At 72.2% G+C, this 20,585-nt stretch carries 18 protein-coding genes and 1 pseudogene; 10 read left to right on the top strand and 9 right to left on the bottom strand.

What is annotated here, in order from left to right; translation table 11 throughout:
* Nucleotides 1–5: 5 nt before the first annotated feature.
* The 3 genes from ACZ4D5_RS07470 to ACZ4D5_RS07460 all read right to left on the bottom strand — a co-directional run bounded on the left by ACZ4D5_RS07470 (nt 6) and on the right by ACZ4D5_RS07460 (nt 2,408).
* On the bottom strand, nt 6–737 hold the full coding sequence (locus ACZ4D5_RS07470; RefSeq protein WP_467771356.1) for a CPBP family intramembrane glutamic endopeptidase: 732 nt from the start codon (nt 735–737) through the stop codon (nt 6–8).
* A gap of 149 nt (nt 738–886) precedes the next feature.
* Nucleotides 887–1,681, bottom strand: coding sequence for an HAD family acid phosphatase (locus ACZ4D5_RS07465; RefSeq protein ID WP_467771355.1), 795 nt, complete (start codon nt 1,679–1,681; stop codon nt 887–889).
* A 130-nt stretch (nt 1,682–1,811) separates the two neighbouring features.
* Nucleotides 1,812–2,408, bottom strand: a complete 597-nt coding sequence (locus ACZ4D5_RS07460) for a TIGR03086 family metal-binding protein (protein ID WP_467771354.1) — start codon at nt 2,406–2,408, stop codon at nt 1,812–1,814.
* Between the two features lie 133 nt (nt 2,409–2,541).
* Here ACZ4D5_RS07460 and ACZ4D5_RS07455 point away from each other — a divergent pair, with 133 nt between their 5' ends.
* Entirely contained in the window at nt 2,542–3,747 is a 1,206-nt protein-coding gene (locus ACZ4D5_RS07455) for an MFS transporter (RefSeq protein WP_467771353.1), read from the top strand.
* Here the strand turns inward: ACZ4D5_RS07455 and ACZ4D5_RS07450 are convergent.
* From ACZ4D5_RS07450 to ACZ4D5_RS07440, 3 genes are all read right to left on the bottom strand, one after another.
* Nucleotides 3,722–5,062 (bottom strand): S28 family serine protease, encoded by a 1,341-nt coding sequence (locus tag ACZ4D5_RS07450; RefSeq protein WP_467771352.1) that lies wholly within the window; start codon nt 5,060–5,062, stop codon nt 3,722–3,724. The genes ACZ4D5_RS07455 and ACZ4D5_RS07450 overlap by 26 nt on opposite strands.
* Nucleotides 5,063–5,142: 80 nt before the next feature.
* Complete coding sequence (locus ACZ4D5_RS07445) at nt 5,143–6,375, bottom strand: hypothetical protein (RefSeq protein WP_467771351.1); 1,233 nt, start codon at nt 6,373–6,375, stop codon at nt 5,143–5,145.
* On the bottom strand, nt 6,372–7,337 hold the full coding sequence (locus ACZ4D5_RS07440) for a 5-dehydro-4-deoxyglucarate dehydratase (protein ID WP_467771350.1): 966 nt from the start codon (nt 7,335–7,337) through the stop codon (nt 6,372–6,374). The genes ACZ4D5_RS07445 and ACZ4D5_RS07440 overlap by 4 nt, the downstream gene beginning before the upstream one ends.
* Before the next feature lie 232 nt (nt 7,338–7,569).
* On the opposite strand from ACZ4D5_RS07440, the gene ACZ4D5_RS07435 reads away from it, so the two are divergent.
* From ACZ4D5_RS07435 to ACZ4D5_RS07405, 7 genes and pseudogenes are all read left to right on the top strand, one after another.
* Nucleotides 7,570–8,379: an NAD-dependent epimerase/dehydratase family protein gene (locus ACZ4D5_RS07435; protein WP_467771349.1), complete on the top strand. Its 810-nt coding sequence runs from the start codon at nt 7,570–7,572 to the stop codon at nt 8,377–8,379.
* A gap of 212 nt (nt 8,380–8,591) precedes the next feature.
* Nucleotides 8,592–9,362 (top strand): DeoR/GlpR family DNA-binding transcription regulator, encoded by a 771-nt coding sequence (locus ACZ4D5_RS07430; protein ID WP_467771348.1) that lies wholly within the window; start codon nt 8,592–8,594, stop codon nt 9,360–9,362.
* A gap of 98 nt (nt 9,363–9,460) precedes the next feature.
* Nucleotides 9,461–10,792, top strand: a pseudogene (locus tag ACZ4D5_RS07425) (ABC transporter substrate-binding protein); the annotation flags it as partial.
* A 32-nt stretch (nt 10,793–10,824) separates the two neighbouring features.
* Nucleotides 10,825–11,778 carry a carbohydrate ABC transporter permease gene (locus ACZ4D5_RS07420; protein ID WP_467771347.1) on the top strand — a complete coding sequence of 318 codons (954 nt, stop codon included), beginning with the start codon at nt 10,825–10,827 and terminating at the stop codon, nt 11,776–11,778.
* On the top strand, nt 11,775–12,608 hold the full coding sequence (locus tag ACZ4D5_RS07415; RefSeq protein ID WP_467771346.1) for a carbohydrate ABC transporter permease: 834 nt from the start codon (nt 11,775–11,777) through the stop codon (nt 12,606–12,608). Before ACZ4D5_RS07420 ends, ACZ4D5_RS07415 begins: the two co-directional genes overlap by 4 nt.
* Nucleotides 12,605–13,594 (top strand): zinc-dependent alcohol dehydrogenase family protein, encoded by a 990-nt coding sequence (locus tag ACZ4D5_RS07410; RefSeq protein WP_467771345.1) that lies wholly within the window; start codon nt 12,605–12,607, stop codon nt 13,592–13,594. Before ACZ4D5_RS07415 ends, ACZ4D5_RS07410 begins: the two co-directional genes overlap by 4 nt.
* Nucleotides 13,595–13,743: 149 nt before the next feature.
* Nucleotides 13,744–14,970, top strand: coding sequence for a TerD family protein (locus tag ACZ4D5_RS07405; protein WP_467771344.1), 1,227 nt, complete (start codon nt 13,744–13,746; stop codon nt 14,968–14,970).
* A 118-nt stretch (nt 14,971–15,088) separates the two neighbouring features.
* Here ACZ4D5_RS07405 and ACZ4D5_RS07400 read toward each other — a convergent pair whose 3' ends face one another.
* Nucleotides 15,089–15,316, bottom strand: coding sequence for a CarD family transcriptional regulator (locus tag ACZ4D5_RS07400; RefSeq protein WP_362335517.1), 228 nt, complete (start codon nt 15,314–15,316; stop codon nt 15,089–15,091).
* A 143-nt stretch (nt 15,317–15,459) separates the two neighbouring features.
* Nucleotides 15,460–17,043 (bottom strand): TROVE domain-containing protein, encoded by a 1,584-nt coding sequence (locus ACZ4D5_RS07395; protein WP_467771343.1) that lies wholly within the window; start codon nt 17,041–17,043, stop codon nt 15,460–15,462.
* A gap of 571 nt (nt 17,044–17,614) precedes the next feature.
* Between ACZ4D5_RS07395 and ACZ4D5_RS07390 the strand changes: the two genes are divergently transcribed.
* A complete protein-coding gene (locus tag ACZ4D5_RS07390; RefSeq protein ID WP_467771342.1) occupies nt 17,615–18,754 on the top strand; it encodes a serine/threonine-protein kinase in 1,140 nt (379 codons plus the stop codon).
* Nucleotides 18,751–19,080: an outer membrane protein assembly factor BamB family protein gene (locus ACZ4D5_RS07385; RefSeq protein ID WP_467771341.1), complete on the top strand. Its 330-nt coding sequence runs from the start codon at nt 18,751–18,753 to the stop codon at nt 19,078–19,080. Before ACZ4D5_RS07390 ends, ACZ4D5_RS07385 begins: the two co-directional genes overlap by 4 nt.
* Nucleotides 19,081–19,092: 12 nt before the next feature.
* Here the strand turns inward: ACZ4D5_RS07385 and ACZ4D5_RS07380 are convergent, their stop codons facing one another.
* A complete protein-coding gene (locus ACZ4D5_RS07380) occupies nt 19,093–20,556 on the bottom strand; it encodes an alkaline phosphatase PhoX (RefSeq protein WP_467771340.1) in 1,464 nt (487 codons plus the stop codon).
* Nucleotides 20,557–20,585 lie beyond the last annotated feature (29 nt).

The following is a 20,585-nucleotide window of genomic DNA, read 5'->3' as shown; positions in this document are numbered from 1 at the left end:
TGCGGTCAGGCGGCGGGCGCGGCGCGGAGCCTGTCCGGCGCGGGCAGCGTGAGGTCGCGCACGGAGAGGGCGACGTGCGCCACGACGGGGAGCAGCAGGCTGCCCGTCGAGACGTAGAGGCCGCCGAAGACCGCGCCGAACAGGCCGAAGAGGGCCATGCCCTGGCGGCCCTGGTAGAACCCTGCGGCCGCGTAGACGAGGGCCGAAAGACCCACGGCCGCGTAGAGGTTGAGCCCGAGGGCGCCGACCGCGAAGGCGATGAGCAGGCCGCGATAGACCAGTTCGGCGCAGATGCCGTCGGTCACGGCGAGGGCGACGGCGAGCCTGCGCTCCTCGGTGGTGCGCGGCAGCATGGCCTCGATGGAGGCGAGCCCCGGCACGTTCTTGCCCTGCTCGGCGAGGCCGCGGAAGTTGCGCCCCGTCGCCACGGCGATCGCCGTGAACACGCAGATCAGGGCCACGGTGTAGCCGGGCCTTTCGGGCGCCGTGATGCCGATGTCGGCGGCGTCGAGGCCCGGCGAGAGCAGCAGGGCCGCGACGGCGAGTCCGGCGAAGGCCCACCACAGCGCGATCGTGAGGCCGAAGTAGCGGACCAGGGCGCGGGGTTCGGTGTCCCTGCGCCGGGCCAGCGAGCCGTACACGCGACGGCCCACGAAGGGCTCGCCGAGCAGCAGATAGGCGGCGAGCGCGGCCGTGACCGCCGTCGCGGCGGCCGAGAAGTCCGGCGAGATGGTCATGGGGTCCCCCCTGTCCCGAAGGAGCCGCGCGGCACATGCGAGCGCATGCCGCGCGACCCCTGAGCGTCTGAGCTACCTAGACCGTATGGCGACCTAGTCAGGAATGCAACCTATCTCGCGACGCCGACTCCTCGGGCGCCGCGCGCGGCTCAGCTCACGTAGTACGTCGGGTTCGGGAGCTTGTACGTCCTGTCGGCGTACCCGCCCGCGAGGTCGGAGGCCTGGTCGCCGAAGCTGCCGACGATGTTGTAGCCGGTCGACTCGATGTACTTGCGGGTGCCCTCCTTGAACTGGACGGTGTCGCACTTCCAGGCGGCGGGCGTGGCGCAGTGGCTCAGGTACGCCGGCGGGTTCGTCTTGTTCTTGGTGAAGACGTGGGTGCGGTCGAGCTGCGTGTCGTAGCCCGCCCTCGCGAGGTTGGTCACCGCGCCCTCGCGCTGCGACTCGGCGAGGCCGGTGAGGAAGAAGACCTCGACGCCCTTGCTCTTGGCGTACCGCACGAGCTCGGGCATGCCGAAGACCGCGGGCCGCTTGGCCGCCTTGACGTAGGCGTCCCACGTGTCGTTGTTGTACGTGAAGTTGGTGGACTTCTCGTAGTCGAAGCTGAGCAGCGCGGTGTCGTCGACGTCGAGGACGATCGCGGGCTTCTTCTTGCCGTGCTTTCCGTGGTGCGCGGCCTTCTTGATGTCCTTCTTCGCCTTGGCCTGGATGCGGGCCAGGTCCTTGGCGTACGGGCTGTCGGGCGAGGACCTCCACACGCCGTCGGCGCCCTTGGTCGCGCCGTAGTAGGCGTCGATCTCGCCGACGAGGAGGCCGATGTTGTGCGGCTCCTTGGTGGCGCGGGGGCGGTCCTGGTCGGCGCCGGCGACACCGGCCGCGTACAGGGTGGCGCCGGCGACGGTGCAGGCGGTGGCCAGGCCGGCCACGCGTAGGGACTTGCGCATGTGTTGCGTCTCCGCGTTCAGGGTTCGGGCAGGTCATGGTTTGTCTACGCGCATCAACCCGCCCCTGGGGAGACCGCGGGGAGACCCTTTACCCGATCGATACCCTGCCGCGAGGCCGACGCCCCCCCCGTCAGCCCCTGGGCCGCCAGCCGGGATCGCGCCCGCTCAGGCCGATCACCCGGTCCAGGAGCGGGGCGCCGTCCGGCACCGGGACCGGCGGTCCGAACAGGCCGCCCTCGGCGAGGCCGTCCTCGTCCCCGGTGGGCGTCAGGAGCGCGCGGGCGGCCTCCAGGCTCGCCTCGTCCGGTGCGTACGCCTGGCCCGTGGAGCGCGCCAAGTCCCAGCCGTGGACGACCAGTTCGTCCAGCGCGACCAGACCGGCGACCTCACCCGGCAGGTCGACGCCGCCCGCGCGGGTCATGCCCTGCCAGGCCGCCGGATCCCGCCACGCCTCGGCGAGTTCGTCGAGGGCCCCCGGCAGCTCGGCGCGCCAGCCGGGGGTGAGCTCCGGCGTGCCGCTCCCCGGGTCGGTGTCCAGAGCAGGCCCGAACTCCTTGTGCGCGGCCTGCCGGAAGGCCTGCGCGAGGCCGAGCACATGGCCGAGCACGTTCCGCACCGCGTACCGCGGGCAGGGCGTGGGCTCCTGGAGCTGCTCGTCCGTGATCCGCTGGGCGATCCGCGCCACGAGGCGGGCCTGCGGGCCGAGGTCGAGAACGTCGTCGGACATGGGGGCCTCCACTAAGGCAGCTGTGTCGGTACGTCTCCCCTGTAGACCCCGGCCGCGTCGCGCATTCATCGCCGGTCCTTAGGGAATCCGCCCGATTCCGCCACGGGGGCCTTAGGAACCAGCATCACCTGGCATGACATCGACGATCGGGCGTGTCCTGCGGGACCGCAACGCGGGGCTCTATCTGGGTGCGGTGGTGGTCTCGGGCTTCGGGACCTCCGCGCTGTGGCTGGTCTCCGGGATCTGGGTGAAGGAGCTGACCGGGTCCGACGGGCTCGCGGCGCTCTGCCAGTTCGCGCTGTGGGCGCCCACCCTCATCGGCCCGCTGCTGGGCACGCTCGCCGACCGCACGCGCCGCAGACCCCTCCTCGTGGCCGCCAACCTCGCGCTCGGCGCGCTGCTCCTGTCCCTGTTCACCGTCGACACCGCGGGCCGGCTGTGGATCCTCTTCGCGGTGCTCGTGGTGTACGGGGCGTGCGGCGTCGTCACCGACGCGGCGGAGGCGGCCCTGGTCTCGACGGCCGTCGACAAGGAGCTGCTCGGCGACTTCAACGGCCTGCGGATGTCCGCGAACGAGGGCATGAAGCTGGTGGCGCCGCTCGCGGGGGCGGGTCTGTTCGCCGCGTACGGGGGCCCCAAGGTGGCGCTCCTGGACGCCGCGACGTTCGTGCTCGCCGCGGGGATGTTCGCGATGCTGCGGGTGCGGGAGAGCGCGCCGGTGCGGGAGAGGACGTCGCTGCGGGACCGGACCGCCGAGGGCGTGCGGTACTTGTGGGGACACGAGCGGCTGCGGCCGCTGGTGGTGGCGGGCGGCCTGACGATGCTGACGTCGGGCATCAGCGGCGCGACGGTCTACGCGGTCGTCGAAGGGCTCGGTCACGCGCCTTCGTACGCGGGTGCGCTGTACGTGGTGCAGGGCGCCGGTTCGGTGGCGGTGGGAGTGGCGTCGGGTGCGCTGATGCGGCGGCTGGGGGCGCGGCGGTTCGGGGCCGCGGGGATCGCGCTGACCGGAGTGTCCCTGGTGCTGACCGCGGTGCCGAACGACGCCGCGGTCCTCGCGGGAAGCTTCGCGAACGGCGTGGGGCTGCCCTGCGCGCTGATCGCGGGCCTCACCGCGGTGCAGCGCGAGACGCCGGACGCGCTGGTCGGACGGGTGGCGGCGACCGCGAACACCCTGATGTTCGCGCCGACCGCGATCGGGATCGCGGCCGGCGCGGCCCTCGTGGAGAGCGTCGACATCCGTGTGCTGCTCCCGGCCCTCGCGGGGGTCCGGCTGCTGATCGCCATGCCCCTGCTGCGGCCCGAGACACTGGCTACGTCACGTCGGCCCACCGCTTGATGGTCGCGACGGCCCGCGCCTGCTCGGCCGCGGGCAGCTTGGCGAGGGAGGCGCCGTGGTTGGAGCCCGGCACCACGTAGCGGTAGGAGTCGCGGTGGCTCGGCGTGAACCGCTCGGCGCTCCACGGGTCGTTCTCGCCGTAGACGAACATCATCCGCTCACCGCGGGTCCTCACCCAGCGGTCGACGTCGGCGACGGTCTTGTTGTCGTACGTGCCGCGCATGCCGGCGGGCAGCACCGAGTTCGGCTGATAGAGGTCGGGGTAGTGACGCACGCCCTTGAGGTGCTTGAACTTCAGGTCGGCCCAGCCGAGTTGGGTGGCGGCCTGCCGGTAGTAGGGGCCCAGGCCGTTGATGCCGAGGTCCTCGTCGCGGTAGACGCTGAAGCCGTGCCCCTTGGACCAGTCGTAGAGCTCGGCGTCGGTGGCCTTCCTCGCGTCGGGGACGGTCGCGCAGTCGGCCTCGGTGCCGCTCTGCCAGAAGTTCCACACCTGGTCCAGGACCGCGAACTCATAGGCGCGGTCGGTGGTTTCGAGGGTCTCCTCGAAGGTGTCGCCGTTGTTCTCGGCATCCGCCTCGAACCTGGGGAGCAGCGCGTCGCGGCGTACGAGCATCTCGCGCTGCACGGCGTTCAGCGCCGCCCTGCACTCCTTCGTGCCGACGGTGGCGAAGAAGCGCTCGTACCCGCTGTCGTCACGGTTGTTCGCGTCGTTGGGCGCGACGAACGCGACGACCGCGTCGAGGTCCTCGGGGTAGAGGCGCTCGTGGTACGCCGCCGTCATGCCGCCCTTGCTGGCGCCGGTGCCCAGCCACTTGCCCTTCTCGATGCCCCGCAGGGCCCGGGTGAGCCGGTGCTCGTCGGCGGCCTCCTGCTCGACCGTCATCTTGGACCAGTCGTCGCCCGCCGCCCCTGCGGGCCGCGACTTCCCGAAATAGCGGTGTTCCAGGCTGAGTTGGTTGCCGTCGATCAGCTTGGTGACGGCGGTGGTGCCACCGGCGAAGGTGTAGCCGCCGGTGTAGAGGACGGTCGGCTTGTCCGTGGCCTTGTGCCAGAGCGTGGCGCGCTGCGTGAAGGTGGCACCGCCGGGCCTGCGGTGGTCGACCGGCTGCTCGTACGTGAGCGTGTAGAGGGGGAAGCCCTCCTTGTCGGCGACGGAGACGACCGTCATCCCCGGTATCCGCTCCAGCCGTTCACGGATGTCCTGGGCCGCGGTGCCCGCCGCCCCCTGCGCGGTGGCGGGCACCGCGGTGCCGAGCACCGCGGCACCCACCATGAGCCCGGCGCAGACCAGCGCGGATATCCCCTTGTTGCGCACCTTGCCTCCCTTGGTCCCTGGTACGCGGCTGTCGCCTGGCACCGGGAGCGACGGTTGTGGTGCGCGGATCGTATCGGCGATCACTCCACGCGCGACATGGCCGCGGCGACGTGCGCGAGGTCGGCGTCGGAGGCCAGTCCCGCGTGGTAGAGGCGCAGTTCGTCCGCCCCGAGCGCGGCCGCGCGGGCGGCGTCCTCGGCCAGCGCGGCGGGGCGGCCGCCCATGCCGGACACGACGGTGAAGTTGGCGGCCAGCACGGTGTTCCGGGCGCGGTGCGCGCCGAACGGCGCGAGCGCCTTTGCGCCGCCCGCGCAGGGCACGACCACGCCGTCGGCCACGGAGAGGATGTGCGCCGGGTCGACGCCGGCGTTCGCGCCGCAGCGGTACGGCAGGGGGTCGGCGTGGAGCAGGACGCGGAAGTCGCGCGGGGCGGGCTCCCGTACAACGGACTCGCCCGTGGCGGACTCCCTGACGGCGGACTCCTGTGCGGCGGACTCCCTGACGGCGGCGACGGCGGCCTCCTGGAGCGTGCGGGCCGTCCGCTCGCGCCACGCGCGCGTGGCGGCCGCCGTCCCGGCGCCGAGGAGCTTCTCGACGGCGTCCCACGCGCCCGCGGGCTCCTCGCCGCGCCACACGGGCTCCAGGGCGCGCCGGACGGCGGCGGTCAACGCGTCGGGGTCGAGGCCCTGTTCGGCGTACCCCTCACGGCAGGAGGCGCAGAAGCAGAGGGACATCAGGTACCGGCCCGCCTCACCGAGGGCGACGCCCGCGGTCTTGTCGTGGGCGTGCAGATGCGCGAGGCCGTACCAGCCGCACGACTCCAGTTCGGTCCCGAGGGTGCCGGTTCCTGGGCGCACGGCGGCCTCCGCGGCGAGGTCGACGAGGTACGCGCGCGTGGCGGGCTGTGCGATGCAGGGCGCCCAGGGGTAGCGGTCCCCGTACGCGTTGACCACGGAAGTGTCCGGATGCTCGGCGCCCATGCGGGAGTTGTGGGCGAGGACGACCCAGCTGTGCACGGCGATCCCCGCGTCGCCCAGGGCCCGCGCGGCCTCTCCGTAGGCATCGCCCGGCGCCCAGTCCCCGGCGGCGTACGGACGCGGGACGCGCCCCCGCCACCGCTCGCCCGGCGGGTAGAGCACGGCGGCGTGCCCGGCCGTCACGACACGGTGGCGCGGGTGGCGCGGGGTCAGGGCGCGGGTGGAGTGGTAGGCGGAGGCGAGGGTGACCTGCCGGATGCCGAGGGCGGCGAGGCGGGCGGGCGCCGCGGGGTCGCCGACGACGTCCCAGGGGTAGAGGAACGCGGCGGCCTTCACGCGCCCGCTCCGGGGCGGGTGCACCCGACCAACTCCCGCCCGCGTTCGACCAGTTCGGCCAGGCGCTTGACGTGCTCTTCGGCGGGTTCGTGCAGCGGTGGCCGCACGGTGCCCACGTCCAGGCCGCCGAGTCGCACGCCCGCCTTGACGAGGGAGACGGCGTAGCCGCGGCCGAGGGCGCGCAGTTCCACAAAGGGCCGGTAGAAGCCGTCGACGAGGCGGTTCACGGTGGCGTCGCCCTCCGGCGTCCCCGCGTTGAACGCCCGGTGGAAGGCGAGCGCGATGTCGGGCGCGAAGCAGAAGACGGCCGAGGAGTACAGGCGCACGCCGATGCCGCGGTAGGCGAGGCCGGTCAGCTCGGCGGTCGGCAGGCCGTTGAAGTACAGGAAGTCGCCCGGCACCTCGGTGCGCACGGCGCTGACGGTGCGCTGCATCAGGTCCATGTCGCCGAGGCCGTCCTTGAAGCCGATGACGCCGTCGGCGCGGGCGAGTTCGACGACCGTCTCCGGGGTGAACACGGCGTTGTCGCGCTGGTAGACGATGACGTCCAGGGAGGTGGCGGCGGCCAGTTCGGAGTAGTGCCGGACGAGCCCCTCCTGCCCGGCGACGACGAGGTAGGGCGGCATGGCCAGCAGCCCGTCGGCGCCCGCCTCCTCGGCCAGGCGCGCGTACCGCACGGCGAGCGCCGTGCCGTATCCGGCGCCCACGACCACCGGCACCCGCCCCGCCGCCTCCTCGACGGCGGCGGCCACGCACTCCTGGAACTCCTCGGGGGTCAGGGCGTGGAACTCGCCCGTGCCGCAGCAGGCGAACACGGCGGCGGCCCCGGCCTCGACGCCGGCGCGCACATGGGAGCGGAAGGCGTCGGGAGCGAGCGCGCCGTCGGGTCCGTACGCGGTGACCGGGAAGAAGAGCGGCCCGCTGGGGGCGCGGAGTCGGGAAGCGAGAGGGGCTGACGTCACGGACTCTCCCTAGGCGTGCACGTTTCTGATTCATGTCCATATCCCTGAACGCGACCACGCTAAAGCGCCCTCTCGGGCCTGGTCAAGGCGGTGAACTCCCCACCCAGGGGCGGATTTGCGGCCTCCGCGCCGCCCTTGACGCGGTACCGCCGAGATCCCTAGCGTGTCCATGGATGTGAATTCTGTACGCGAATGAGTACGCCTGACGAGCCGCCGCCCGAGGAGACCCCGCATGCCCGCTCCCCGCACCGTCCTGCTCACCGGCGCCGCAGGCGGCCTCGGCACCCTGATGCGCGGACTCCTGCCGGCCTACGGGTACGACCTGCGCCTGCTCGACATGCGCCCCGTCGCGGGCGAGCCGGACGCCGTCACGGCCGACCTCGCCGACAAGGAGGCGCTGCGCGAGGCCGTGCGCGGGGTCGACGCCGTCCTCCATCTCGCGGGCATCTCCCTGGAGTCCACCTTCGACAAGATCCTCAGGGCCAACATCGAGGGGACGTACAACCTCTACGAGGCGGTCCGCGAGGAAGGCGTGCGGCGCGTCGTCTTCGCCTCCTCCAACCACGCGGTGGGCTTCACCCCGCGCCCCCGGGGCGACGACCCGCTGATCCCGGTCGACACCCCGCGCCGCCCCGACACCTTCTACGGCCTGTCCAAGTCCTTCGGCGAGGACCTCGCCCAGCTCTACTGGGACAAGCACGGCATCGAGACCGTCTCGGTCCGCATCGGCTCCTGCTTCATGGAGCCCTCCAGCGTGCGCATGCTGTCGGTCTGGCTGAGCCCCGGCGACGGGGCGCGGCTCTTCCACGCGGCGCTCACCGCCGAGGACGTGCGGCACACCGTGGTCTACGGCTCGTCCGCCAACACCCGGCTGTGGTGGGACCTCTCCTCCGCGCGTGCGCTCGGGTACGACCCCCGGGACGACTCCGAGCAGTACGCGGAGAAGCTCGTCGCCGAGCAGGGCGAGCTGGACCCGGCCAACCCCGACCACGCGCACCTGGGCGGGCACTTCTGCGCCGACCCTCCGGTGTGGCCGTACTGACGCACTGACCCGTTCGGGCACGGAACGGGCACCCCGCACCCTCGAAACGGGCGCGCCCGCACCCCCCGGCACAGGCAGTCGCCCCGCCAAGCGGGCACATACGGGCAGCATCGTGCCCGCTGCGAACCTGGTCACGCCCCTGCCCGGGCGGTAGAACTTCCCCACGGGGCCCGAACGGGCACCGCACGAACCAGGGGAAGCAGGTGGCGCCGATGACCGCGGAAGAACGTCAGCGGCGGATCGTCAACGCGGCCCGCCACTCCGGCTCCGTCGACGTGACGGCGCTCGCCGCCCAGCTCGGCGTCGCCAAGGAGACCGTCCGCCGCGATCTGCGGGCCCTGGAGGACCACGGCCTGGTCCGCCGCACCCATGGCGGCGCCTACCCCGTGGAGAGCGCGGGCTTCGAGACCACCCTCGCCTTCCGCACGACCATGCACGTCCCGGAGAAGCGGCGCATCGCGGCCGCCGCGGCCGAGCTGCTCGGCGACGCCGAGACGGTCTTCGTCGACGAGGGGTTCACGCCCCAGCTGATCGCCGAGGCGCTGCCCGGGGCCGCGGCCGGCCGCCCACTGACCGTGGTCACCGCCTCGCTGGCCACCGCGGGCGTGCTCGCCGAGGCCGAGAACATCACCGTGCTGCTGCTCGGCGGCCGGGTGCGCCCCGGCACGCTCGCCACCGTCGACCACTGGACCACCCGCATGCTGGCCGGCTTCGTCATCGACCTGGCGTACATCGGCGCCAACGGCATCTCCCGCGAGCACGGCCTGACGACCCCCGACCCCGCGGTCGGCGAGGTGAAGGCGCAGGCCGTCAGGGCCTCGCGGCGGACCGTGTTCCTGGGCGTGCACACCAAGTTCGGTGCGAGCAGCTTCTGCCGGTTCGCGGGGATCTGCGACCTGGACGCGATCGTCACGAGCAGTCGTCTGCCCGCGGCCGAGGCACACCGCTACTCACTCCTCGGCCCGCAGGTCATCCGCGCCTGACGCACTCCCTCTCCCCCCTCCCGCGTACGTCCCGGACCCCCGCACGCCCTGATGTGCCCCGAATCCCCCCAAAAGACCCCTATGTTCAGGAGCGATTCATGCGAACCCCGAGCCGACGGAGGCCGCGCGCGCTCGTCGCGGCCGCCGCAGGGACGCTGCTCGCCCCGCTGCTCGCCGGCTGCTGGGCCGGTGCCGGCGGGACCGGTTCAGGCGGTGCCTCCATCAACGTCCTCATGGTGAACAACCCGCAGATGGTGGAGTTGCGGAAGCTCACCGCCACCCACTTCACCAAGAGGACCGGCATCGAGGTGAACTTCACCGTCCTGCCGGAGAACGACGTCCGCGACAAGATCAGCCAGGACTTCGCCAACCAGGCGGGGCAGTACGACATCGCGACGCTCAGCAACTACGAGATACCGATCTACGCCCGCAACGGCTGGCTCCACGAAGTGGGTTCGTACGCCCGCAAGGACAGGGCGTACGACGAGAAGGACATCCTGCCGCCCATGCGCCAGTCCCTCACCGGCGACGACGGCAAGCTCTACGGGCAGCCCTTCTACGGGGAGTCGTCCTTCCTGATGTACCGCAAGGACGTCTTCAAGAAGGCGGGACTGACCATGCCCGAGCACCCCACCTGGCAGCAGGTGGCGGAGCTCGCCGCCCAAGTGGACGGCGAGGAACGGGGGATGAAGGGCATCTGTCTGCGCGGCCTGCCCGGCTGGGGCGAGGTGATGGCGCCGCTGACGACCGTGGTGAACACCTTCGGGGGCACCTGGTTCGACAAGGACTGGAAGGCCCGCCTGGACTCCCCCGAGTTCGAAAAGGCAACTCGCTTCTACGTGGACCTCGTTCGCGAGCACGGCGAGTCCGGCGCCGCCCAGTCCGGCTATGCCGAGTGCCTCAACAACCTGACCCAGGGCAAGACCGCCATGTGGTACGACGCGACGGCCGCCGCGGGATCGCTGGAGTCCGCCAAGTCCCCCGTCAAGGGAAAGATCGGCTACGTGTCCGCCCCCGTGGCGCGGACCGAGAGCTCCGGGTGGCTCTACACCTGGGCGTGGGGCATGCAGAAGGCGTCGAGGAACCCGGACAGGGCCTGGGAGTTCATCTCCTGGGCCTCGGGCAAGGAGTACGAGGAGCTCGTCGGCGAGAAGACCGGCTGGTCGAACGTGCCCGCGGGAAAACGGGCCTCCACCTACGCCAACCCCGCCTACCGCAAGGAAGCCGCCGCCTTCCAGGACGTCACCCGCGCCGCCATCGAGGGCGCGCGGCCCCGCGACCCCGGCGTACAGCCGCGGCCCGCGCCCGGCATCCAGTTCGTCGGCATCCCCGAGTTCACCGACCTCGGCACCAAGGTCTCCCAGGAGATCAGCGCGGCCATCGCCCCACCCCTGCCGCTCCACGCCCCCCTCGACACGCCGCAGCGCCTCCCCCACAACAACGCCGTGGTGTACGTGGAACTATGCCCCCCCCCGCCACCACCCCCCCCGTCGGCCCCGCGCGGGGCCCCGACGCCAGGAAACCGGGGACGCCGGGACGGCTGCGCGCCTGGGCGACCAGAGCGCCGCTGCTGCCCGCCCTCGTCTTCATGATCGCCGTGACCCAACTGCCGTTCGTGGCCACCCTGGTGATCTCCTTCTTCGACTGGAACGCCCTCTACCCGGACGCCCGCGGCTTCGCGGGGTTCGCCAACTACACCGAGGTCCTCACCGACCCGGACCTGCGCAGGTCCGTGCTGACCACGATCCTGCTCACCGCCTCCGTCGTGCTCGCCAGCCTGGTGCTCGGCCTCGGCCTCGCGCTCCTCCTGAACCGGAGGTTCCGGGGGCGCGGACTGGTGCGCACGCTCCTCATCGCGCCGTTCCTGCTGGTCCCCGTGGCCGCCGCGCTGCTGTGGAAGCACGTGCTCTACAACCCCGAGTACGGGCTCCTCAACGGCCTGCTGCACTGGATCGGCGGGGACTCGGCGCCGCAGCCCGACTGGATCTCCAACACCCCGCTCCTGGCCGTCGAGGCCTCCCTGGTGTGGCAGTGGACGCCCTTCATGATGCTGATCCTGCTCGCGGGGCTGCAGAGCCGTGACCCCGAACTGGTCGAGGCGGCCCGCATGGACGGCGCGGGCACCTGGCAGGTCTTCCGCCACCTGACGCTGCCGCACCTGCGCCGCTACCTCGAACTGGGCGCCCTGCTCGGCTCGATCTACATCGTGCAGAACTTCGACGCCGTCTTCACCCTCACCTCGGGCGGCCTCGGCACCGCCAACCTGCCCTACACCGTGTACCAGAGCTTCTACCAGGCCCACGAGAACGGCCTGGCCTCCGCGGCGGGCGTACTCGTCGTCATCGGCTCGATCGTCATCGCGACCTTCGCGCTGCGGGTCGTCTCGTCCCTGTTCCGAGAGGAGGTGTCCCGTTGACGCGCACGGTACGCACCAAGGGAACCGGCCTGGGCCTGGCCGCCTGGCTCGCCGGGATCCTGTTCTTCCTGCCCGTCGCCTGGATGGCGCTGACCTCCTTCCACTCCGAGCAGGACGCCGCGACCAACCCGCCCTCGCTCGCCGCCTCGCTCACCCTCGACGGGTACCGCGACTTCTTCGGGGCGGGCGGCGGAGCGAGCCCCTGGCCCTCGCTGATCAACTCGTCGGTGGCGTCGGTGGTCTCGACCCTGTGCGTGCTCCTCCTCGCGCTCCCGGCCGCGTACGCCCTGTCCATCAGGCCCGTGAAGAAGTGGACGGACGTGCTCTTCTTCTTCCTGTCCACGAAGATGCTGCCGGTGGTGGCGGGCCTCCTGCCGATCTACCTCTTCGCCAAGAACACCGGCCTGCTCGACAACATCTGGCTGCTCGTCCTCCTGTACACCTCGATGAACCTGCCGATCGCGGTGTGGATGATGCAGTCGTTCCTCGCCGAGGTGCCCAAGGCGATCATCGAGGCCGCGCAGATCGACGGGGCGCGCCTGCCGACGATCCTCGCGCGCGTGGTGGCGCCCGTCGCCCTCCCCGGGATCGCCGCGACCTCCCTGATCTGCTTCATCTTCAGCTGGAACGAACTCCTCTTCGCACGGGTGCTCACGGGCGTCGTCGCCCAGACCGCGCCCGTCTTCCTGACCGGCTTCATCACCAGCCAGGGCCTGTTCCTCGCGAAGGTGTGCGCCGCGTCGCTCGTCATCTCCCTGCCGGTGCTCGCCGCGGGGTTCGCCGCCCAGGACAAGCTGGTCCAGGGCCTGTCGTTGGGAGCCGTGAAATGAAGGCAGCGATCGTCGAGTCGGTGGGCAAGGTCGTCGTCGGCGAGGTGCCCGACCCCACGCCGGGGCCCCGCGAGGTCGTCGTGGAGGTCGCCGCGTGCGGTCTGTGCGGCACCGATCTGCACATCCTGCAGGGCGAGTTCGCGCCCACGCTGCCGGTGGTGCCGGGGCACGAGTTCGCGGGCACCGTCGTCGGCGTCGGCCGCGACGTGCGCACACTGGCGCTCGGCGACCGGGTCGCCGTGGATCCCTCGCTGCACTGCCACGAGTGCCGCTACTGCCGCGACGGCAGGGGCAACCTCTGCGAGCGGTGGGCGGCGATCGGGGTGACCACCGCGGGCGGCGCCGCCCAGTACGCCCTCGCGCCCGCCGCCAACTGCGTACGCCTGCCCGACCACGTACGCACCCAGGACGCCGCCCTCATCGAGCCGCTGTCCTGCGCCGTGCGCGGCTACGACGTGCTGCGCGCGCGGCTCGGCGCGCACGTGCTGATCTACGGCTCGGGGACGATGGGACTGATGATGCTGGAGCTCGCCAAGCGCACCGGCGCGGCGAGCGTGGACGTCGTGGACCTCAATCCGCGGCGCCTCGCCACGGCGCGGCAGTTGGGCGTCACGGGGTCGGCGGCGAGCGCGGACGAACTGGACCGCCCGCGGGGCTGGGACGTCGTCGTGGACGCGACCGGCAACGCGGCCGCCATCCAGGACGGGCTCGAACGCGTCGCCAAGGCGGGCACGTTCCTGCAGTTCGGCGTCGCCGACTACGCCACGCGCGTGTCCATCGACCCGTACCGCATCTACAACCAGGAGATCACCATCACCGGCTCGATGGCGGTCCTGCACAGCTACGAGCGGGCCGCCGAGCTGTTCGCGGGAGGGGTGCTCGACCCCGACGTCTTCATCAGCGACCGGCTGCCGCTGGACTCCTATCCGCGGGCGCTCGACCAGTTCGCCTCCGGGGTGGGCCGCAAGATCGTCGTGGTGCCCTGATGTCGTGGTGCCCTGATTCGGTACCGCCCCCGCGTGGCCGGGACGAACGCTCCGCACGGGCACACGCCCGCAGCCGTGGCCGATGAAAATCCGTGTGCGGGTAAGGGAACGGTAAAGCGGGATCGTTCGTTACCCCTGGCATGACAGCTATGACCCCTGGCTCGAACATCCCGCTGACCGCCGCCCGCGTGGCGGTGGACGTCGCCGCTCCGGTGCGGCTCGACGTATCGGGCCTGCTGCTCACCGCCGACGGCAAGGTGCGCTCCGACGACGACTTCATCTTCTTCAACCAGCCCTCGGGCCCCGGTGTGACCTACCAGTCGGGCGGTGGCACGACCCCCGACAAGGTCACCGTCGACACGGCCGCCGTGCCGCCCGGCATCGAGAAGATCGTCGTGACCGCGAGCCCGGACGCGGCGGGCCAGACCTTCCAGGGCATCGAGCCCACCGCCACGATCCGCAACGCCGACGACGGCTCGGTCCTCGCCACCTTCACGCCGCCGCAGCTCGGCGCCGAGACGGCCCTGGTGATCGTCGAGATCTACCTGCGCAACGGCGCGTGGAAGGCCCGAGCGGTCGGCCAGGGGTACGCGAACGGCCTCGCGGGCATCGCGACGGACTTCGGCGTCTCGGTGGAGGAGCCCGCCCCGGCCCCGGCCGCCGCCCCCGTCGCGCCGCCCGCCCCGATGGCGCCCCCGGTGGGCCAGCCGGTGCAGGGCCCGCCCCCGCCGGTCGCCGACCCGCGCCTGGCCGCGCCGCCCGCGCCCGCCGCTCCCCCGGCCCCCGCGCCCGGCGCCGGGAAGATCAACCTGGACAAGGGCCGCGTCAGCCTCCAGAAGAACCAGACGGTGTCCCTGGTCAAGGGCGGCCGCCCGCTGCTCTCGCAGGTCAAGATGGGCCTCGGCTGGGAGCCCGCGTTCCGCGGCAAGGACATCGACCTGGACGCCTCCGTCATCGCGTACGGCCCGCAGCGCAACCACGTCGACAGCTGCTACTTCGGCAAGCTGTCGATCGTGAACGGCGCGATCAAGCACTCCGGCGACAACCTCACGGGCGAGGGCGGCGGTGACGACGAGGTGATCGTCGTGGACCTCGGCCGCCTCCCGCAGGACGTCACGGGCCTGGTCTTCACGGTGAACTCGTTCTCGGGACAGAAGTTCACCGAGGTCGCCAAGGCCTACTGCCGTCTGATCGACGCGGCCACCGGCGAGGAGCTGGTCCGCTTCGACCTGACCAACGCCGAGGCGCAGACGGGCGTCATGATGGCGAAGCTGATCAAGCAGTTCACCGGCGAGTGGGAAATGACCGCCATGGGCCAGTTCGTGAAGTCCCGTACGGTGCGCGGCATGGTGAAGCCGGCGGCGCAGGCCCTGTGAGGCGGCAGGCCTTGCAGAGCACACGCGCGTGAGGGGCGGCGGACCGGGGGTGCGGTCCGCCGCCCCTCACGCGTCGCGCTTCCGGGTCATCGGGGGCAGAGCTCGGCCGACTTCGAGGTCAGAGCTTGGCCAGCTTCGGGTACGGGCTCAGGAACCGGCCCTGGCGGCCCGCGAAGTCGATGACCACCGCGTCCTCTCCCTCGACGCCGACGATCCTCCCGAGTCCGTACTGGTCGTGGGAGACCCGATCACCCACCTCGAAGTGCTCGACGGGTGGGGCGGGCTGGGCAGGCCGGTTGAAGGGACTGTTCGGCAGGTGGCGGCGGGAGCCGGGGGGCCTCGTCATGTCCGCAGTATGGGCCCACGGCGGCCCGGCACACCATGCTCCGTACTCACACCGCCCTCACATCGGTATGGAACAGACACACAAGTAACTCGAAAGAGCACCTGGGAACGGCGCGGTGTCGGCGTTCGACACCGCGCCGTCCCTCAGGCCGCGGCCCAGGGCCAGTCGGCGCCGGAGCCCGCCTCGATCAGCTGCACCATGCGGAACGCCGCGTCCGAGAGGCCGCCGAAGACGTGCCGGTTGCCCCTGCCGGACGCGCCGTGGCCCGCGCGGTAGCCCGCGAGGTTCCAGGTGTAGACGGGCACGTCCGCGGGGACCTGCTCGGTCGGGTCGCCGTAGTAGCTGTGCGCCGCCTGCTCGTCCGTGACGATCAGTACCCGGTCGTGCTTCTTGTAGAAGCGGCGCACCGCCTCGGTGGTGTTCGTGCCGCCGAGGTCGCCGAAGCGGTCGAGGACCTTCAGGACGGACTCCCCCGTACGGAACTTCACCCGCGCGCTGCTGGAGCCGAACTGGACCAGGTCCGCGTTCGCGGCGCGCATCGCGAGGGCCGTGCCGAAGATCGCGGCCGCGTCGGCGCGGTTGAGCTGGGAGCGGTCCGACAGCGGCGACCACATCGAGCCGGAGCGGTCGACCAGGATCAGCGTGCGGCCCGGCAGCGACGGGACGTTCGCCAGGGAGTGACCGAGCGCCTGCTCCAGCGGGTACGACCAGCGCAGCGACGGCGCGTGCTGGTACGCGGCGAGGTACCGGAAGGGGAACTGCCGGGACGTCGCGACGACTTCGGGGTCGGCGAGCTTGGCCGCGACGGTCGCCGCGACCTCGTCCGACACGCCCGCCTCGTCGAAGTTGCGCAGATTGCGGACCAGTGCCATCGCGCCCATCGACGGGATCACGGCCTCCCAGGCCGCCTTGTCCATGGGGCCCTGCAGCCAGCCGGCGAGCGCCTCCCAGGTGATGCCCGCGGCGGCGAGCCGCTCGGCGCCGCCCTCACCGGTGACCACCGCGCGTCGCTCGGCGACGGGCAGGGCCATCAGCTCGCGGTGCGCGGCGAGCACGTGCGCGCCCTCGGGCACCGCGGCCGTCTCCGGGTGGTGCCGCCGGTCGAGCGCGTACTGGAAGAGGGTGCCCTGCCACGGCTTGTCCGGGTCGGGCGACGCGTGCACGAGGTTGAGGATGTCGCCGAAGCGGTAGCCCTTGGAGGCCGTGTCGTACTTCAGGAGCGCCTTCTCGTTGAAGAGGCGGCGTACGGCGTCGGCGATGCCGCGCTTGACGGGCTTGGGCACGTTCCGGCCGTACGTCGCCGTCCAGTAGCCGAGGAACTCGCCGGGCTCGTCGGGTCGGCGCAGCACGGAGGCGACGACCTGCCGGTTCGAGGGGCCTTCGGTGGCCTGCGCGTCGAGGCGCGCCTTCACGTACTCGGCGGCGCCGACGAGGGAGGCCGTGCGCATGTTGCCGTCGCCGCGCAGCCAGCCGAGCAGGCCCGCGGTCCACGTGGGGTCCTCGACGGCGAGGCGGCGCACGAGCGCGGCGAAGCGGTCGTCGCGGCGGTCGCCGGTCTCGTAGAAGGTCTGCTGGGAGACGAAGTTGGCGACCGCGAGCAGAAAAAGTTCGGAGCGCGCGTCGCGCTGATGGCCCGTGCCGCCCTCGTGCGTGCGCGTGGCGCGGCCGGTCGACTTCACCGGCGAAGTGACCAGTTCCTTGACGGACTTGGTGTTGAAGCGTGCCATGAGAATTCCCCCGAATTCGTCGTGCGTTTTTTGTACGGGGGAGGCGTGCGGCATGGTGTGCCCGAGTTCTGAGGTCGGCGACGGACTTGTGTCGGATGCTCTACCGGATTGAGCTACACCGGCCCGTGGCCGATGACGGGATTCGAACCCGCAACCATCTGAGCCAATGAAGTAACCGCTGCCTTCACACCGGGCACACCAGCTGCTGAGCCTCCCGAGATCAAGGGGGGCCACGGCGTGATTTCTGGAAAGGAAGTAGCCGTTGCCCTGCGCACCGGGAGGTGCGTGAACCGCATGAAATTGTGATGTCCAGAGGTCATGTCGGCGGAACTGTTATGGCGCTCTAACCCCTGAGCTACACCGGCCTGTTGGTACCGGCGGCGGGACTCGAACCCGCGACCTCCCCATGAGGAGTGGAAGTAGGTCCTGCCTTCGCACCTGGACGGGCCTCACTTTAGGAGAGTGAACTGGCGAGGCGCCAAAGGTTTTTTCCGCCGCCGCGGGCGCAACCGTACGATGCCTCACAGGCGTCGCACAGATCGTCAGTTCGTCCCGCTGGAGGGAGCGCCCCGTGGAGGTCGGCGGGTACCGGATCGTCACGCGGCTCGGCGAGGGCGGCATGGGCCGTGTGTATCTGGCGCGTTCGGCCTCGGGGCGGCCGGTAGCCGTCAAGACGGTCCATCCGCACCTCGCCGCCGACCCGGAGTTCCGTGAGCGCTTGCGCCGCGGGACGGTCGCCGCGCGCGCCGTCACGGGACCGCACGCCGCGGCCGTGCTCGACGCCGACCCGGACGCCGAACAGCCGTGGTTCGCCGTGGAGTTCTGCGCGGGGCCCGGTCTGCCGAGGGCGGTGGCCACGCACGGGCCGCTCGACTCCGCCGACCTCGCCACGCTGGGCGCGGCGCTCGCCGAGGCCCTGACGGGGGTGCACGCGGCGGGCATCGTGCACCGCGACGTGAAGCCGTCCAACGTCGTCGTCACCCGCGACGGACCCAAGCTCCTCGACTTCGGCATCGCCAAGTGCGCGGCCGACGCGAGCCTCACCGCCGACGGCGAGGCCGTCGGGTCGCCCGGCTTCATCGCCCCGGAGCAGCTGGCGCGGGACGTGCGGCCGGGGCCCGCGGCCGATGTGTTCGCGCTCGGCGCGGTCCTCGTGGTGGCGGCGACCGGACGGGGCCCGTTCGGTTCGGGCGGCGCGCCGGAGGTGCTCCACCGCACCCTGCACGACGAGCCGGACCTGGTCGGCGTACCGGACACCGCCTGGCGTGACTTCCTCGCCCGCTGCCTCTCCCGGGACCCGGCGGATCGGCCGACGGCCCCGGAGGCGCTGGCCTGGTGCGGCGCGCGGGCGGCCCGACGCCCGTGGTGGGAACAGGATCCGGTGGCCGGTCTGATCCGCCGCCAGGAGGACGAGGTCACGGAGCTGCTGCGGCGGGAGGGGGGCGGGGAGGACGGCGACGACGACGGCGGTGGTGACGCCGACGGCGGCCCTCACGGCCCCGGCAGGGGCGCGGTGCCTGGCGCCGTGTCCGCCTCCGCGCCCGGAGCCGACGCCGGCTCCGCCACACCCACCACCGCACCCCCCGCCGACTCCGCCGGCTCCTCCCTCCGGCCCGACCTCCCCCGCCCGGCCTCCCGGCGCCGTCTGCTCGCCTGGGTCGGGGCGGCGGCCACGAGGTGTGGCGTTTCCCGACGGCCGGGCTCGACATGAGCTGGCGTCGGCGCGCGGGCGGCGGCCACGCGCCCGGGGTGTCCGACGGCGTCCTGCTGCACGGGACCGACGCGCAGACCCTGCGGGCCGTCGATGTCGGCAAGGGCGGGGAGCTCTGGCGGACGTCGTTCGACGACACCGCCCGGTGCCCTCCCGCCGTCGGCGGCGGCCTGGTCCATGTCGGCGCGGGCCGCCTGTGCCGGGCCCTGACGCTGCGCGGCGGCGAGCAGCGCCGACAGTGGGAGCTCGCCGAGCCCGCCGCCTACGACAAGGGCTGGTACGCACGGTTGGGCGACGCCTCCCTGCGCGCCGTCAACGCGCCCTGACCGCGCGTCCGTTCAGCGACGCTGCCGCTTCCACGGCCCCTTGATCGCCAGCATGATGCCGGGCGTCTGGATGTTGGCGTACAGCGTCCTGCCGTCGGGCGAGAACGTGACGCCGGTGAACTCGCTGTACTCCGGGTCGTCTTCGGTGCCGATGTTCAGCTCGTTGCGCGCGATGGGGTAGGTGCGTCCGCTCTCGGTCGCCCCGAAGAGGTGCTGGACGCCGTCGCCGTCCTCCGCGATGACCAGGCCGCCGTACGGCGAGACGGTGATGTTGTCCGGGCCGTCGAAGGCGCCGTCCTTGCCGGGGTCCGGGTTCACGCCGAGCAGCACCTTCAGGGTCAGGGTGCGGCGGCCGGGGTGGTAGAACCACACCTGCCCGTCGTGCGGGACGGGGCTCTCGTCCCGGGCGAAGGAGGCGACGACGTAGGCGCCGCCGTCGCCCCACCACATGCCTTCGAGCTTGCGGGCGCGCGTGATGTCGCCGTCGTCGAACTGCTGGCGCACGGGCACGGTCCGCGCGTCGCGGTCGGGGACCTCGACCCAGTCCACGCCGTAGACCGTGCCGATCTTCGTGGCACGGGACAGGTCGTCGACGAAGCGGCCGCCGGAGTCGTAGCACTTGGGGGCCTTCAGGACGCCCGCGTCGTCGGCGAGGGTGCGCAGCTTGCCGCGGCCGTGCGTGAATCCCTTCGGCGGGGTCCAGCGGTAGAACAGGCCGTTCGGCCCCGACGCGTCCTCGGTGAGGTAGAGGTCGCCGCGCCTGGGGTCGACGACGACGGCCTCGTGGGCGTAGCGGCCCAGCGCCTTGACGGGCTTGGGGGCGCGGTTCGCACGCCGGTCCAGGGGGTCGACCTCGAAGACATAGCCGTGGTCCTTGGTCATGCCGTTCTTGCCGGCCTTGTCCTCGGTCTCCTCGCAGGTGAGCCAGGTGCCCCAAGGAGTGCTGCCGCCCGCGCAGTTGGTGGCGGTGCCGGCGATGCCGACCCACTCGGCGACCCGGCCGTCGCGGCGGACCTCGACGACGGTGCAGCCGCCGGACGCCGCGGGGTCGTAGACGAGCCCCTCGGTGAGCGGCACGGGGTGCGGCCACTTGCTGCGGGGGCCGCCCAGCTCGTGGTTGTTGACGAGGAAGGTGGTGCCGCGCGGGCCCGCGAAGGCGGCGGTGCCGTCGTGGTGGGAGGGCGTGAACTCGCCGCTCTCCAGCTTGGTCTTCCCGCTGTGCGTGAGGACGCGGTACGAGAATCCGGCGGGCAGCGCGAGCAGGCCGTCGGGGTCGGGTATCAGCGGGCCGTAGCCGGGGCCGTGGTGGCCGTGGCCCCGGGCGTCCTCGGTGCCCTCCGTGTCCTGGACGCCCTCGACGTCCGTCGCCGCGAGGGCGCCGGGAGCCGTGGCGAGCGCGCCGACACTGCCGGTCAGGGCGACCCCCGCGCCGGTGATCGCGGAGCGTCTGGCGAAGTCCCTGCGGGTGAGCGACATGGTTTCTCCTGAGGCGCGAAGGTGGCTGC

The organism is Streptomyces sp. NPDC025651 (genome assembly GCF_055558735.1).
This window is presented reverse-complemented; position numbering and strand designations above follow the sequence as displayed.

Excerpts from the sequence above, each read along its gene's own strand:
- ACZ4D5_RS07430 (WP_467771348.1), top strand. The coding sequence starts at position 8,592 with ATGACCGCGGAAGAACGTCAGCGGCGGATCGTCAACGCGGCCCGCCAC.
- ACZ4D5_RS07380 (WP_467771340.1), bottom strand. The coding sequence starts at position 20,556 with ATGTCGCTCACCCGCAGGGACTTCGCCAGACGCTCCGCGATCACCGGC.
- ACZ4D5_RS07405 (WP_467771344.1), top strand. The coding sequence starts at position 13,744 with ATGACCCCTGGCTCGAACATCCCGCTGACCGCCGCCCGCGTGGCGGTG.
- ACZ4D5_RS07435 (WP_467771349.1), top strand. The coding sequence starts at position 7,570 with ATGCCCGCTCCCCGCACCGTCCTGCTCACCGGCGCCGCAGGCGGCCTC.
- ACZ4D5_RS07385 (WP_467771341.1), top strand. The coding sequence starts at position 18,751 with ATGAGCTGGCGTCGGCGCGCGGGCGGCGGCCACGCGCCCGGGGTGTCC.
- ACZ4D5_RS07465 (WP_467771355.1), bottom strand. The coding sequence starts at position 1,681 with ATGCGCAAGTCCCTACGCGTGGCCGGCCTGGCCACCGCCTGCACCGTC.
- ACZ4D5_RS07420 (WP_467771347.1), top strand. The coding sequence starts at position 10,825 with ATGCCCCCCCCCGCCACCACCCCCCCCGTCGGCCCCGCGCGGGGCCCC.
- ACZ4D5_RS07455 (WP_467771353.1), top strand. The coding sequence starts at position 2,542 with ATGACATCGACGATCGGGCGTGTCCTGCGGGACCGCAACGCGGGGCTC.
- ACZ4D5_RS07410 (WP_467771345.1), top strand. The coding sequence starts at position 12,605 with ATGAAGGCAGCGATCGTCGAGTCGGTGGGCAAGGTCGTCGTCGGCGAG.
- ACZ4D5_RS07470 (WP_467771356.1), bottom strand. The coding sequence starts at position 737 with ATGACCATCTCGCCGGACTTCTCGGCCGCCGCGACGGCGGTCACGGCC.
- ACZ4D5_RS07395 (WP_467771343.1), bottom strand. The coding sequence starts at position 17,043 with ATGGCACGCTTCAACACCAAGTCCGTCAAGGAACTGGTCACTTCGCCG.
- ACZ4D5_RS07460 (WP_467771354.1), bottom strand. The coding sequence starts at position 2,408 with ATGTCCGACGACGTTCTCGACCTCGGCCCGCAGGCCCGCCTCGTGGCG.
- ACZ4D5_RS07400 (WP_362335517.1), bottom strand. The coding sequence starts at position 15,316 with ATGACGAGGCCCCCCGGCTCCCGCCGCCACCTGCCGAACAGTCCCTTC.